At 55.6% G+C, this 13,295-nt stretch carries 11 protein-coding genes; 2 read left to right on the forward strand and 9 right to left on the reverse strand.

The annotated features are described in order from the left end of the window. Positions 1 to 3: 3 nt before the first annotated feature. From HMPREF1627_RS09480 to uvrC, 9 genes are all read right to left on the reverse strand, one after another. The gene (locus tag HMPREF1627_RS09480; RefSeq protein WP_052040919.1) at positions 4 to 1,020 is read right to left on the reverse strand and encodes a YdcF family protein; all 1,017 of its coding nucleotides are present in this window, start codon (positions 1,018 to 1,020) and stop codon (positions 4 to 6) included. 83 nt (positions 1,021 to 1,103) lie between these two features. Continuing rightward, positions 1,104 to 1,349: a preprotein translocase subunit SecG gene (gene secG, locus HMPREF1627_RS09485; RefSeq protein ID WP_034503376.1), complete on the reverse strand. Its 246-nt coding sequence runs from the start codon at positions 1,347 to 1,349 to the stop codon at positions 1,104 to 1,106. 117 nt (positions 1,350 to 1,466) lie between these two features. Then, positions 1,467 to 2,246, reverse strand: coding sequence for a triose-phosphate isomerase (gene tpiA / locus HMPREF1627_RS09490; RefSeq protein WP_034503380.1), 780 nt, complete (start codon positions 2,244 to 2,246; stop codon positions 1,467 to 1,469). Between the two features lie 3 nt (positions 2,247 to 2,249). Next, positions 2,250 to 3,443 carry a phosphoglycerate kinase gene (locus HMPREF1627_RS09495; RefSeq protein ID WP_034503384.1) on the reverse strand — a complete coding sequence of 398 codons (1,194 nt, stop codon included), beginning with the start codon at positions 3,441 to 3,443 and terminating at the stop codon, positions 2,250 to 2,252. A 110-nt stretch (positions 3,444 to 3,553) separates the two neighbouring features. Next, positions 3,554 to 4,561, reverse strand: a complete 1,008-nt coding sequence (gap, locus tag HMPREF1627_RS09500) for a type I glyceraldehyde-3-phosphate dehydrogenase (protein ID WP_034503387.1) — start codon at positions 4,559 to 4,561, stop codon at positions 3,554 to 3,556. 184 nt (positions 4,562 to 4,745) lie between these two features. Continuing rightward, positions 4,746 to 5,729 carry a DNA-binding protein WhiA gene (whiA, locus tag HMPREF1627_RS09505; protein ID WP_034503389.1) on the reverse strand — a complete coding sequence of 328 codons (984 nt, stop codon included), beginning with the start codon at positions 5,727 to 5,729 and terminating at the stop codon, positions 4,746 to 4,748. 38 nt (positions 5,730 to 5,767) lie between these two features. Continuing rightward, positions 5,768 to 6,772, reverse strand: coding sequence for a gluconeogenesis factor YvcK family protein (locus HMPREF1627_RS09510; protein WP_034503392.1), 1,005 nt, complete (start codon positions 6,770 to 6,772; stop codon positions 5,768 to 5,770). A 3-nt stretch (positions 6,773 to 6,775) separates the two neighbouring features. Further along, positions 6,776 to 7,732, reverse strand: coding sequence for an RNase adapter RapZ (rapZ, locus tag HMPREF1627_RS09515; protein ID WP_034503394.1), 957 nt, complete (start codon positions 7,730 to 7,732; stop codon positions 6,776 to 6,778). Between the two features lie 48 nt (positions 7,733 to 7,780). Then, the gene (gene uvrC / locus HMPREF1627_RS09520) at positions 7,781 to 9,790 is read right to left on the reverse strand and encodes an excinuclease ABC subunit UvrC (protein WP_034503396.1); all 2,010 of its coding nucleotides are present in this window, start codon (positions 9,788 to 9,790) and stop codon (positions 7,781 to 7,783) included. A 111-nt stretch (positions 9,791 to 9,901) separates the two neighbouring features. Here uvrC and glnA point away from each other — a divergent pair, with 111 nt between their 5' ends. Beyond that, positions 9,902 to 11,326, forward strand: coding sequence for a type I glutamate--ammonia ligase (glnA, locus tag HMPREF1627_RS09525; RefSeq protein ID WP_034503737.1), 1,425 nt, complete (start codon positions 9,902 to 9,904; stop codon positions 11,324 to 11,326). A gap of 72 nt (positions 11,327 to 11,398) precedes the next feature. Then, complete coding sequence (locus HMPREF1627_RS09530) at positions 11,399 to 13,264, forward strand: AMP-dependent synthetase/ligase (RefSeq protein WP_034503398.1); 1,866 nt, start codon at positions 11,399 to 11,401, stop codon at positions 13,262 to 13,264. Positions 13,265 to 13,295 lie beyond the last annotated feature (31 nt).

The raw sequence follows: 13,295 nt of genomic DNA on the forward strand, positions 1-13,295 counted from the left end.
GGCCTACTGACTGGGCAGGAAAACCCGCAGTAGCTGACCAAAATACGGCGCAAGGACACTGGTTACCCACATGATCGTCAGGATCACATAGGGCATCCAGTGTTCTTTCGTTATCGCGATAAACTCGCGAATAAAGGCCGTCGGAAAGTAGTATGAGGCGGTTCTCGAACCAACCCCGTCTCCTTTGAGACCGACATGCGAAGCATAGAGTGCCGTGCGAAAGACGTGATAGTCCGAGGTGACAAAAGCACAGCGGTAGGGTGTCGCTTGACGCGCATCCAGAAGATTCTTGGCAAAAACGAGGTTCTCCATCGTTGTCGTTGATTGATCTTCTGGAAGAATTGCCTCCCGAGGAACCCCTAGGCGGAGCATGTAACGACTCATCGCCTCGGCTTCTGAAATAACCTCGTCACTGCCCTGCCCGCCAGAAGGAACCAAGATGGCGGAGCATCCCTGAGCACTCCAAAGTTCGAGTGCTTTATCAATTCGGCCCCGCAGAAGGGGCGTCGGCTCTTCACCTTTTAAACCAGCACCGTGAATGATGATGTAATCGAAGCGTCGCTTCCGTGGAAGTTTGCGATAGAACCAGGAATACACGAGTAGCGCAACAAAACTGAAGAAGAACCACAAACCGAGCACCAAGAGCAAAGCTGAAAGAGAAACGACGACCCTTGAGTGGCTTATTCCAATAGCCACTGGAATTCCGATAATCCAGGCGACAATTGCCAACGCGAAAAGTGCGGGAAGAACGTTTGGAAGAGAAAAGCCCTCTCGCCGAATGACAATCCACGCATTAACAAGCAAGAACCCCACGGTAATGATGGGTGCAAATGGGATTGCAATTCCCAAAAGAAGGACTATCCCGATCTCATCGGTGTAGATCGCACACGCACCGAGTGCGAAGACCAGCATCAACAAGAAGAAAATCGCATTCTTGAACTGTCGCGGCTCTTTCCGATAGGACCACGTAAAAAGAATGCACCAAAATATGGCAGGCGAAAAGACCAGTAAGGCACTCATTAATCCGCTCAGCATAAGCTCATGCTATCGCAGGGTAAAAAAATGCTGCATCCGCAGGCGGATGCAGCACGATGAAGAACGTCTTAGGCAGCGAACTTCGTCAACACGCCGAAACCGACGATTGAAACCGCCCAAATCAGAAGAATAGCCAAAGTGATCCGATTGAGGTTACGCTCTGCAACGCCAGAAGATCCTGCGGAAGAAGAAATACCGCCGCCGAACATATCCGAGAGGCCGCCGCCCTTTCCCTTATGCATGAGAATCGTCAGGGTGAGCAGGATGCTGGTCAGCGTAATGATGACGATCAATGTAATTTTCAGAGCTGCCACGTTCTTCTTCCGATTCTTTCAGATACTTCAACGCTGAGTAGTCTAGCGAATAACCAAAGGATAAAGCCAGCGGTGCGCCGAAGTGTTGCTTCTTCGGCGCACCGCTGAATTAATGGATCACAGTTCCTGGAAGCGTGCCATGGCTGCGAAGGAATCTGCCTTCAGCGAAGCTCCACCGACAAGTGCACCATCAACATCAGGCTGGCTCATGAGCTCCTTAATGTTTCCGGGCTTTGCGGAACCGCCGTACAGGACTCGGGTCGAGTCAGCAGTCGCATCACCGTAGTCTGCGCGGAGAGCCTCACGGATGGCCCCGCACACTTCCTGCGCGTCATCGGCGGTTGCGGTTTCGCCGGTGCCAATTGCCCAGATGGGCTCGTAGGCGATGACGATCTTCGCAACGTCTTCCCCGCTCCAGCCTACGAGGGCAGCGCGAACTTGACCGAGGACGAACTCAACGTGAGTTCCAGCCTTACGGACATCAAGAGCCTCGCCGCAGCACAGGATCGGAGTCATGCCAGCATCAAAGGCCTTGCGTGCCTTCTGTCCGACCAACTGATCGGATTCATTGTGGTACTCACGACGTTCTGAGTGTCCGACAACAACGTAAGAGCAACCCAGCTTGGTCAGCATCTCAGAGGAGATTTCCCCGGTGAATGCACCATTGTCATGGACAGAAATATCCTGTGCGCCGTACTTGATCTGAAGCTCGTCAGCGTCAACGACGGTCTGAACGGTGCGAAGATCAGTGAAGGGAGGGATCACTAGGACCTCGCAGCGCGAGTAATCGAAGTTGTGATCCGAGAGTTCCATTGCCAGACCCTGGACAAGGTGATTGGCCTCGAGGTGATCGAGGTTCATCTTCCAGTTACCGGCCATCAAAGGGGTACGTGTCATTATTCAGTCCTCCAAAACTGCAATACCGGGGAGAACCTTGCCTTCAAGAAGTTCAAGAGAAGCTCCGCCACCGGTAGAAATGTGAGAGAAAGTGGATTCGTCGAAACCAAGGTTACGAACAGCAGATGCCGAGTCACCGCCACCGATGACGGTGAAGGCGCTGCCTTCGCTCATAGCGCGCGCAACTGCCTTCGTTCCTTCAGCAAAAGCCGGGAACTCGAAGACGCCCATGGGGCCGTTCCACACAACGGTCTTTGCAGACGCGATCGCATCTGCAAAGAGTTCGCGGCTCTTCGGGCCGATATCGAGGCCCATCTGATCAGCCGGGATTGCGTCAGCGTCAACCACAGTTGCGGGAGCGTCGGCGGCGAACTCCGGAGCAACGACAGTGTCAACGGGGAGCAGAAGCTCGACGCCGTTCTTCGCAGCGGTCTCCATGTAACCCTGCACCGTAGGAATCTGATCCGCTTCGAGAAGAGACTTGCCAACCTCATAGCCCTTTGCAGCCAAGAAGGTGTAAGCCATACCGCCACCGATGATCAGCTTGTCAGCCTTGGACAGCAGGTTCGCAATAACTCCGAGCTTGTCGGAAACCTTCGAGCCACCGAGGACCACGACATAGGGACGCTCGGGATCGTTGACGGCCTTGCCCAAGGACTCAATTTCCTTGACAACAAGAAGACCAGCGGCGCTGGGAAGAAGCTTGGCGACATCGTAAACGGAAGCCTGCTTGCGGTGAACAACGCCGAAACCATCCGAAACAAAAGCATCTGCGAGCGATGCAAGCTGAGCAGCGAAAGCTTCACGCTCAGCGTCATCCTTCGAGGTTTCTGCTGCGTTGAAACGTACGTTCTCCAGCAGAACAATTTCGCCGGGTTGAGCGGCAGCGACAGCTGCACGCGCACCTTCGCCAACAGTATCGGAAGCAAGGGTAACCTTCACGCCGGTGAGTTCTTGGAGTCGGCGAGCAACCGGTGCCAATGAGAAAGCGGGGTTGACCTGTCCCTTGGGACGGCCAAGGTGAGCTGCGATTACGACCTTTGCGCCACCATCGAGAAGCAGCTTAATGGTAGGAAGCGCGGCACGAATACGGCCATCGTCGGTAATGTTCTGGTCGCCGTCGAGGGGGACATTGAAATCCGAGCGAAGCAGAACGCTCTTTCCGGAAAGGTCACCCAGGCTATCGATCGTCCTCATGGAATTCTCCTCATATCGTAAAGAATTGAACTGGTGAGTAGTGAACTGGGCCCGTATACGTTTGCACGTACACGGGCCCAGAACTTAGTACATCACGCTCAGCGCGCCTATCAGGCGAGCTTGGAGCCGACCAGTGAGGTCAGGCGAACGAGAGCGTTCGAGTAGCCCCACTCGTTGTCGTACCAGGAGAGAACCTTAACCAGGTTGCCGATAACCTTGGTCTCGGTTGCATCGAAGATCGAGGTGTGGGGGTTGCCCACGATATCGGTCGAAACGATCGGATCTTCGGTGTACTCGAGAACGCCCTTGAGTTCGCCCTCGGCAGCGGCCTTGACGGCAGCCTGAATAGCCTCAACCGAGACCTCCTTCGAAGCAACGAAGGTCAGGTCGGTCAGAGAACCGGTCGGGGTGGGAACGCGGACTGCGAGTCCGTCGAACTTGCCCTTCAGTTCGGGCAGAACCAGAGCAACAGCCTGAGCCGCACCGGTCTTGGTGGGGATCATGTTGAGAGCTGCTGCACGTGCACGACGCAGATCCTTGTGGGGAGCGTCGAGAACGCGCTGGTCACCGGTGTAGGAGTGGATGGTGGTCATGATGCCGCGCTCGATACCAAAGTTCTCGTGGAGAACCTTGGCCAGAGGAGCAAGGCAGTTGGTGGTGCACGAAGCGTTGGAGATGATGTTCATGGTGGCGGGATCGTAATCGCCATCGTTCACACCCATAACGAAGGTGCCGTCAACGTTCTTTGCAGGCGCCGAAATGACAACCTTCTTTGCGCCGGCTGCGATGTGTGCAGCTGCCTTCTCACCATCGGTGAAGAAACCGGTGGATTCGACGACAACCTCAACACCGAGCTCGCCCCAAGGCAGGTCGGCAGGATCGCGCTGTGCGAGAACCTTGATGTGCTTTCCGTCAACGATGATGCCCTCATCGTCGTAGGAAACCTCACCATTGAAGCGACCCATGATCGAGTCGTACTTCAGCAGGTGTGCCAGAGTCTTATTGTCGGTCAGATCGTTAACTGCAACGACCTCGAGATCTGCGCCCTGCTCAATTGCAGCGCGGAAGAAGTTACGACCGATGCGGCCGAAGCCGTTAATGCCAACGCGGGTGGTCACTGTTGTCCTCCTGCTTGTGCCCCCTGCGGGACACACTTTCTGTATCAACCATGAAGATGCGGTTTGCATCTATGGCCCGCAGTGCTCTGCGGTTCCAGTACTCCTAATCTACACCCTCACTGCCACAGATGAGGGTGAACTAAGTCCTTAGAGAGCTGAGCCACATTATGCTGAAAGAGAGATCTCAGTCACCGTCGAGCATGTCAAGAGTGAGCGCGGACTCGGTATCAGGGATTCCACGATCGTGCGCTACCTTGTCCGCCATCGCGAGAAGCCTGCGAATACGTCCCGCTACTGCGTCCTTCGTCAAAGGAGGATCAGTGTGTTTCCCCAGTTCCTCAAGCGAGGCCTGCTTAAATTTAATGCGCAGTTCACCCGCTTCGCGCAAGTGCTCAGGGACATCATCGCCAAGAATAGCGAAAGCGCGCTCCACTCTTGCGCCGGCGGCGACCGCAGCGCGCGCACTGCGCCGAAGGTTAGCGTCGTCAAAATTAGCAAGACGATTAGCCGAGCCACGTGCCTCGCGGCGTTCACGCCTCTGTTCCCATGAGCGATGAGTTGCCGGGGCTCCAAGCGCCCGAATCAGCGCACTGATTGCTTCAGAGTCACGAGCTGTCACTCGATCCGAACCGCGCACTTCTTTGGAGCGAACAACCGCGCCAAGCTTGCGCGCCAGTCCGACCATCGCCAAGGCAACCTCTGGTCCCGGACACGTGATTTCCAAAGATGACGAACGCCCGGGTTCCAGAAGTGAGCCACGCGCGAGGAAAGCTCCACGCCAGACCGCTGCAGCCTCGTCCTTGCCTGCTGCAACAAGCGCCGCCGGCAGCCCGCGGACCGGCCGCCCCGCAGCATCAACGAGGCCACTGAGACGTGCGAGTTCATCCGCCCGGTGCACGACCCGAACCACGTAGCGCTTGCCCCGGCGCAGTGACGAGCCCGAAACCACAACAACGAAGGACTCGACGTTGTAAAGAGTTGAGAGGAAAGCGCGAAGACGGCGGACCGCAACGGAAGAATCAAGTTCGGCCTCGATGAGGATGCGGCCACCCACTAGGTGAAGACCACCCGAAAAACGAAGAATCGCGCAGACCTCGGCCGCCATCGCGGACTGCGAAGTAACCGCGCTACGGGCAAGCTCATCCTTCATATCCGATGTGAGGGACACCTTTACTCCTTTAGAGAAAGTACAAGCACTGTGAGAAATCAGGGAAGCCAGGTCTCGCTACGACCAACTTCACCAAGGAAACCATCAAAAGCATCTCGTAAGGCCGCGGCCAGACGAAGAGGATCATGGTGAGGCTCGCCGTCGCCCGTGCGCACCTGGCGAAGGAGGACTCGCGCACCCAAAGCATCAGCGGCCTCGGCAAGGTCATCAATATCATCAGTCGTCGTCGGATCAGCAATGACGACATCGAGCTTGAAACTCGGTGCATACCGGGCAATAACGCGAACATGGTCAGCCGTGGTCATCGTGTCTGTTTCCCCGCGTTGACGCGAGAGATTCAAAATGAGCGCACGATGGGCTTCGGTGGTGACCAGCGAACGGTGAAGTTCAGGAACCAACAGGTGCGGAATCACCGACGTGTACCACGAACCTGGTCCTAGAACAACCCAGTCGGCCTCAGAGATCGCTTCAGTGACAGCTGCAGGAACGCGCGGCTTTGCTGGGGTCAAACGAACCGCTTCAACCGTCCCGGGGGCAATCGCAACTTTCGATTGTCCCTTCACCGTGTAGTGCCGGCCGTTGTCATCCATATCAGCTTCAATGCTCAGTGGATCGACAGACATCGGAAGCACGCGCCCCTGAGCGCCTAAGAGGCGACCAACAAAATCGAGTCCCTCTACCGGATCATCGAGAAGCTGCCACAAACCGGCAATGACGATGTTACCAACTGCATGTCCATCCATTGGGCCGCTGGTCTTCAAGCGCATTTGGAAAACATCGCGCCACGTCAGCCCCCACTCTGTTTCTTCACACAGTGAGGCAAGCGCCATGCGCAAGTCGCCAGGTGGGAGAATCGGCATTTCTGAGCGCAGACGTCCAGAAGAACCACCATCGTCTGCAACTGTGACAACAGCGGTGAGCTGACGCGTGATGTGTCGAAGGGCGCGAAGAGTTGCGGACAATCCGTGTCCGCCACCCAGAGCGACGACACGATTATTCGAATCGCCGCGCTGCATCCACCCAGCAGCATCAACGTAGGTCATCGACTATTCCTTTCCCATATCGCGGTGCGTGACGCGAACACTAAATCCATGTTCACGCAGCCGGCGGGCAATGAGCTCTGCGCTCGCCACTGAACGGTGCTTCCCGCCCGTGCACCCAACTGCGATCGTCGTGTACCGCTTGAGCTCACCAATATACCCCCTGAGCATGGGAGCGAGGAGATCTGCGTAGCCCAGAACAAAGTCACGAGCACCGGGTTGTGAAAGCACATAGTCAGCGACGGGTTGGTCTTTTCCTGTCAGATGGCGCAGTTCATCGACCCAGTAAGGGTTCTTTAAGAAACGAACGTCCAGAACATGATCTGCATCCAGGGGAAGTCCATGCTTAAACCCAAAGGATTCAACCGTAATTCGAAGTGGAACATCACCGGCATCGGCGATTACATCACGAATATGTCGCGTCAGATCGTGAACAGACATCCCCGAGGTATCAATGACGACATCTGCCGCGCGCCGAACCGGAGCAAGTGCGCGGGCCTCGGCGTGAATTCCTTCGAGAAGAGTGCCGTCTCCTTGAAGCGGGTGAGGGCGTCGATTCGATTCATAACGCCGAACCAACGTGTCCGTCGAGGCTTCAAGGAAGAACACTCGATAGGTCACTCCAAGCTCGCGCAGCTGTTCAAGGGAACGAGCGAAGTCAGCAAAAAACTCTCGGGAACGTACATCAACAACGACAGCTAGACGGTGCACTCCCCCGCCGTCTGGGGACATCATTCCCACGAGGGCAGGAAGCATAGCCGGTGGGAGATTATCGACAACGTACCAGTCAAGATCTTCAAGAGCGCGAGCGGCACCGGTTCGTCCTGCACCTGAACAGCCGGTGATGATCACGACTTCGTTTGAACCCGGATCGGGAACCTCTGGGGCAATCTCATCAAGCAACGGAATCCCTCCAGGAACAGTGTCCTCAGTGGGAACGGGGGGCATAGGGATATCGCTCATAGTCCTATGGTGCCATTTGTTGACGATTGTTACCGAAGTTTCGCCACTTTAGTCAGTTTTCTGCTCAGGGTTCAACGCATCGAAAATAGTCTGCGCAAGGGTATCTCCAATCCCAGGCACTTCGGCGATGGCCCCGACAGTGGCCTCGCGGATCTTCTTCACCGAACCAAAGCGGCGCAGGAGCGCCTTTTGTCGGGAGGGGCCAACGCCCGGGATCTCGTCAAGAACCGAACGCTGCTGGGTCTTTGCACGACGTTTCCTATGAGCAGTGATTGCAAAACGATGGGATTCATCGCGCACATATTGGAGCATGTACAAGGCAGCCGAGGTCCTGGGGAAAATGACCGGGAAATCTTCTCCTGGAATCCACACTTCTTCCAATCGTTTGGCCAAGCCAATCAGCGGAATATCGATTCCCATTGCGTCGAGTGCACTGCGTGCAGCATTCACTTGAGGAAGACCGCCATCGACGACCACAAGATCTGGCCGATAGGAAAAACGCCGTGGTCTCCCGCTAGCATCGACCGGACCGGACTCGAAAGCAATACCCTCATCATCTTCGCCATCTTCACCGTTTTCCTCGGCCAGGAGACGACGGAAACGTCTCCGCAATACTTCATCCATTGCCGAGGTGTCGTCCGGCGTCCCATTTCCGTCATCACCATGGATGTTGAAGTGCCGATAGGCATCTTTACGCGGGGTGCCGTCTTCAAAGACGACCATCGATCCGACCTGCTGCTGCCCCTGAGTATGCGAAATGTCGTAACACTCGATTCGAAGAGGCGCGGCAGGAAGATCAAGGTATTGCGCCAATTCATCCATTGCTTGGCCTCGTTGAGCAAGATCGCCCGAACGGCGAGTCTTGTGAAGCACCAGGGCCTGCTTCGCATTCTCCTTCACAGTCTCCATAAGCTGGGCCTTATTTCCCCTTTGGGGGACATGAATATCGACGATGCCGCCGCGTTTGCCCGCAAGCCACTGAGCCAGTGTCTCTCGATCATCTGGCATGACGCTGACAAGAATTTCTCGGGGAACCGCACGCGTAGGAGTGTGGACAACATCATCGACAGAGACTGCTTGGGCCTGCTCAATGGCGCGCGCTCCCGTTCCAGAGTCCTCCGGTATTTCGGAGTAAATCTGTTCGAAAAGCCGAGACATGAGCTCCGATTCATCAGCATCATCATCGCGCTCAATCACCCAGCCACGGGTACCGCGGATTCTTCCGCCGCGGACGTGGAAAACATGAACAGCTGCATCCAATTCATCGCTCACAAGAGCAAAAATATCCGCATCCGTTCCGTCGCCCAGAACCATGGTGTTCTTTTCGAGCACCGTTCGCAGCGCCTGTAAATCGTCGCGTTTTTCAGCCGCGGTTTCAAAATCAAGCTGAGCGCTTGCTTCGCGCATCTCGGCCTCGATCTGGCGCAATACGGGAGTTGCCCGGCCTTCCATGAACTCGCACATTGCTTGGGCAAGAGCTCGATGTTCTTCTTGAGAGATACGCCCGACACAAGGGGCTGAGCACTTATCGATATAGCCCAATAGACACGGGCGCCCTTGCGCCTGCGCACGACGAAAGACCCCGGCTGAACAGGTTCGCAGCGGAAACACTCGCAAGAGGAGATCAATGGTCTCTCGAATCGCCCACACCTTTGTGTAGGGTCCAAAGTATCGACTGTCCTTCCGGCGCGCCTCGCGCGTGACCTGAACTCGGGGATACTTCTCCCCCATGCTGACCGCCAGATAGGGATAGGACTTGTCGTCCTTAAACATCACGTTAAAGCGTGGATTGAATTCTTTAATCCACGTGAATTCCAAAGTGAGCGCTTCAATTTCGCTACGTACAACGGTCCATTGAACCGAGGCCGCAGTCGTGACCATTTTCTGGGTGCGGGGATGTAGATTGGCTAGATCCTGAAAATAGTTGGTCAAACGCGCACGAAGATTTTTGGCTTTCCCAACGTAGATCACTTGCCCCTGTTCGTCGCGAAAACGGTACACCCCGGGATCGGTCGGGATTTCCCCGGTTTTCGGACGATAGGTTGATGGATCAGCCATTCTTTTAGCCTAGCCGCGCCATGAACTTTGTGCGCACCCAGCAGGCCTATGGAAAAACTCTTGGTGCTGGGTTTATCATTTCTTGAAGTTACCGGTGCGGAAAGGTTCGTCATGTTTACCCAGGCCCAAGAAGTTATCGACTTCATTGCACAAGAAGAGATCGCGTACATTGATGTGCGCTTCTGTGATCTTCCCGGCGTTCAGCAACACTTCACGATTCCCGCCAGCGAACTCGAGGCCTCGGTCCTTAAAGACGGCCTGATGTTCGACGGCTCCTCAGTTCGGGGCTTCACGCAAATCCACGAGTCGGACATGAAACTGATTCCCGATCTGTCCTCTGCTTTTGTTGATCCTTTCCGCGCTAGCAAGACACTGGTCATTATTTTCTCGATCGTCGACCCTTTCACCGATGAGCCCTTCTCGCGCGACCCGCGCCAAGTCGCTGCCAAGGCCGAGGCTTACCTGCGTTCGACCGGAATTGCCGATACGTGCTACATCGGAGCAGAAGCTGAGTTCTTCGTTTTCAATGACGTTCGCTACCAAGTGAGTCCGCAACACACCTTCTACGCTCTCGATTCTGACGAGGCCTACTGGAATACCGGACGCAGCGAGGCGGGTGGAAACCTCGGGTACAAGGTTCCCGTCAAGGGCGGATACTTCCCGGTCTCCCCCGCTGATGACTTCACCGACCTGCGTGATGAAATGGCTAACCTCTTGACCGAGGTCGGACTTACCCTTGAACGCGCCCACCACGAGGTTGGTTCTGGCGGCCAGCAGGAAATCAACTACCGCTTCAATACCCTGATGGCCGCAGCTGATGACATGATGAAGTTCAAGTACGTCATCAAGAACGCTGCCCGCGCCGCCGGCCTGTCTGCCACCTTCATGCCCAAACCGATCTTCGGAGACAACGGCTCGGGAATGCACACACACCTGTCACTGTGGAAGAACGGCGAGCCTCTTTTCTACGACGAACGAGGCTACGGTTCACTTTCCGACACCGCACGCTGGTTCATTGGCGGACTACTGGAGCACGCTCCCGCGCTTTTGGCGTTCACCAATCCGTCGGTTAATTCTTTCCGACGCCTTGTTCCAGGTTTCGAGGCTCCGATTAACCTCGTCTATTCGGCGCGCAATCGCAGCGCCTGCATTCGTATCCCTGTAACAGGAACTTCACCGGCTGCAAAGCGTGTCGAATACCGAGTTCCCGATCCCAGTGCGAACCCCTATCTTTCCTTCGCTGCATGCCTCATGGCGGGAATTGATGGAATTAAGCGCCGCATTGAACCCGCTGCGCCAATCGACAAGGACCTCTACGAACTACCGAGCGCCGACTACGACTCGATCGCAAAGATCCCTTCAAGCTTGGAGGGCGCACTCGAAGCGCTTCGCAATGATTACGAGTTCCTCACTGAAGGCGATGTCTTCACAGAAGACCTGATCGAAACCTGGATTAACTATAAAGAAACGGTGGAGATTGCCCCCATGCGAGCTTATCCTCACCCGTACGAATTCCAGCTGTACTACGATCTGTGAGCTAGATGGCATTAGATTTGGCGCTACTATGCCTAGTGTCAACCTGAAACGTAGGTCTGAAACGGAGACGCAATGAAACGCTTGCGCGATGGCTCGTACACCATCAAGCCCACGTTCACGATTCACACCGATGAGCTACTTCCGGATCTATTCATGCGGCGAGCAGAAGCACATCCGGATCAGGTTGTCGTTGAAACACGTAGTTCTGTTGGTGCGGTTCGATCGATGACCGCAGCTGAGCTCCAACGTCAAGTCGAATACACCGCCTGCGGCCTTATTGGACTGGGCATTGAGTCCGGAGACTCTATTGCGATCCTCGCCTCCACCTCTTTTGAGTGGATGCTTCTGGACCTCGCCTTGCTCTCCATTGGCGCAGTTACGGTACCCATCTACGAATCCGACTCAGCGTCTCAGATTCAGCACATCCTCGAGGATGCACACGTTGTTCGTGTCTTTACCGCAACAACTCAACAGTCTGAACTTGTCCGTACGGTTGCCCCCGATTTTACGCGAGCAATTGAGAGCTTCGATCAAGGAGCCTTGCGCACTATCGCACGGGCCGCACGCAACGTTTCAATTGATAACATCAAGGAACGTCGTTCATCTTTAAGCTCCTCGTCGATCGCAACGATCATCTATACATCGGGCACGACGGGCGTCCCAAAGGGAGTTGTCCTCACTCACGCGAATTTCCTCGCGACGATCGCAGGCACACGCCAGGTGCTGGGTGAGGTCATCGATTCGCCTGATACTCGTCTCTTGCTCTTCCTCCCCGTCGCACACGTTTTGGCACGTTTGGTGATGCACGTTGTGCTCTCCGGTGCTGGCGTTTTAGGTTTCTCGCCGAATATCAAGAATTTGCTTCCTGATATCCAGGCGTTCAAGCCTTCAATCCTGCTTGTCGTTCCTCGCGTTCTTGAGAAGGTTTATAACGCTGCTTCCTCTAAGGCCGGTGGCGGTCTTAAGGGACGAATGTTCGCGTGGAGTGCAAAGCAGGCGCGCAGCTACTCTGTGGCTCAGCAGCGCACTTTCGGCCCTTCGCTGACGAAGAAACTTCGTCACGGCCTCGCAGATGCACTCGTCCTCAAAAAGATTCGCTCCGTCCTCGGACCGAACTTGCGCTACATCGTCTCCGGCGGCGCACCACTGGCAACCGATCTCGCTCAGTTCTATGCCGGCATGGGAATCACTCTTATCCAGGGTTACGGCCTGTCAGAAACAACCGGTCCGATCGCAGTTCAGCATCTGGGAGCAAACCCGATTGGAACCGTTGGCCTTCCCCTTCCTGGTAATTTCATCAAAATTGCCAAGGACGGCGAAATCCTTGTCCGAGGCCAGGCAGTTATGCCCGGTTACTATCACCTTCCCGAAGAAACTCAGGCAGTCATGCCCGATGGACGCTGGTTCCACACAGGCGATATCGGCTCTATCTCGCGTAACGGTCAGCTCTCCATTACCGGTCGTAAGAAGGAATTGATCGTCACTGCGGGCGGTAAGAACGTCTCCCCAGAGATCCTCGAAGACGCTCTTGCGACACACCCGCTCATCGCGAACGTCATTGTCGTCGGCGATCAACGTCCCTTCATCGGCGCTCTGATTACCTTGGATGCCGAAATGCTCCCCGATTGGCTTCGCAAGCACGGGCTGCCCCGCTGCTCCCCTGCCGAGGCCGCACAACTTTCTGAAGTTCAGGCCTCGCTTGAGCGCGCAATCGAGCGCGCAAATAAGGCTGTCTCTCGCGCCGAATCTATCCGCAAGTTCCGCATTATTGACGCCAGCTTCACCGTAGAAAACGGATACGTTACACCTTCGATGAAGCTGCGTCGCCGCAAAGTGATCGCGGACTACGCGCACGAGATTGATGAGCTTTACGGAGGACCCGTTGAAGCGACTGAAAGGCCGCGCCGCAGGTTCTCCTTCCGACGACGCGAGCACTGACGTCCTCGGCCTCATCGCAACAATTACCGAA

The organism is Actinomyces sp. S6-Spd3 (assembly GCF_000758755.1).
GTDB lineage: Bacteria > Actinomycetota > Actinomycetes > Actinomycetales > Actinomycetaceae > Pauljensenia.

Coding starts and splice junctions, on each gene's coding strand:
- HMPREF1627_RS09480 (WP_052040919.1), bottom strand. CDS start 1,020: ATGAGTGCCTTACTGGTCTTTTCGCCTGCCATATTTTGGTGCATTCTT.
- tpiA (WP_034503380.1), bottom strand. CDS start 2,246: ATGACACGTACCCCTTTGATGGCCGGTAACTGGAAGATGAACCTCGAT.
- HMPREF1627_RS09495 (WP_034503384.1), bottom strand. CDS start 3,443: ATGAGGACGATCGATAGCCTGGGTGACCTTTCCGGAAAGAGCGTTCTG.
- HMPREF1627_RS09510 (WP_034503392.1), bottom strand. CDS start 6,772: ATGACCTACGTTGATGCTGCTGGGTGGATGCAGCGCGGCGATTCGAAT.
- rapZ (WP_034503394.1), bottom strand. CDS start 7,732: ATGAGCGATATCCCTATGCCCCCCGTTCCCACTGAGGACACTGTTCCT.
- uvrC (WP_034503396.1), bottom strand. CDS start 9,790: ATGGCTGATCCATCAACCTATCGTCCGAAAACCGGGGAAATCCCGACC.
- glnA (WP_034503737.1), top strand. CDS start 9,902: ATGTTTACCCAGGCCCAAGAAGTTATCGACTTCATTGCACAAGAAGAG.
- HMPREF1627_RS09530 (WP_034503398.1), top strand. CDS start 11,399: ATGAAACGCTTGCGCGATGGCTCGTACACCATCAAGCCCACGTTCACG.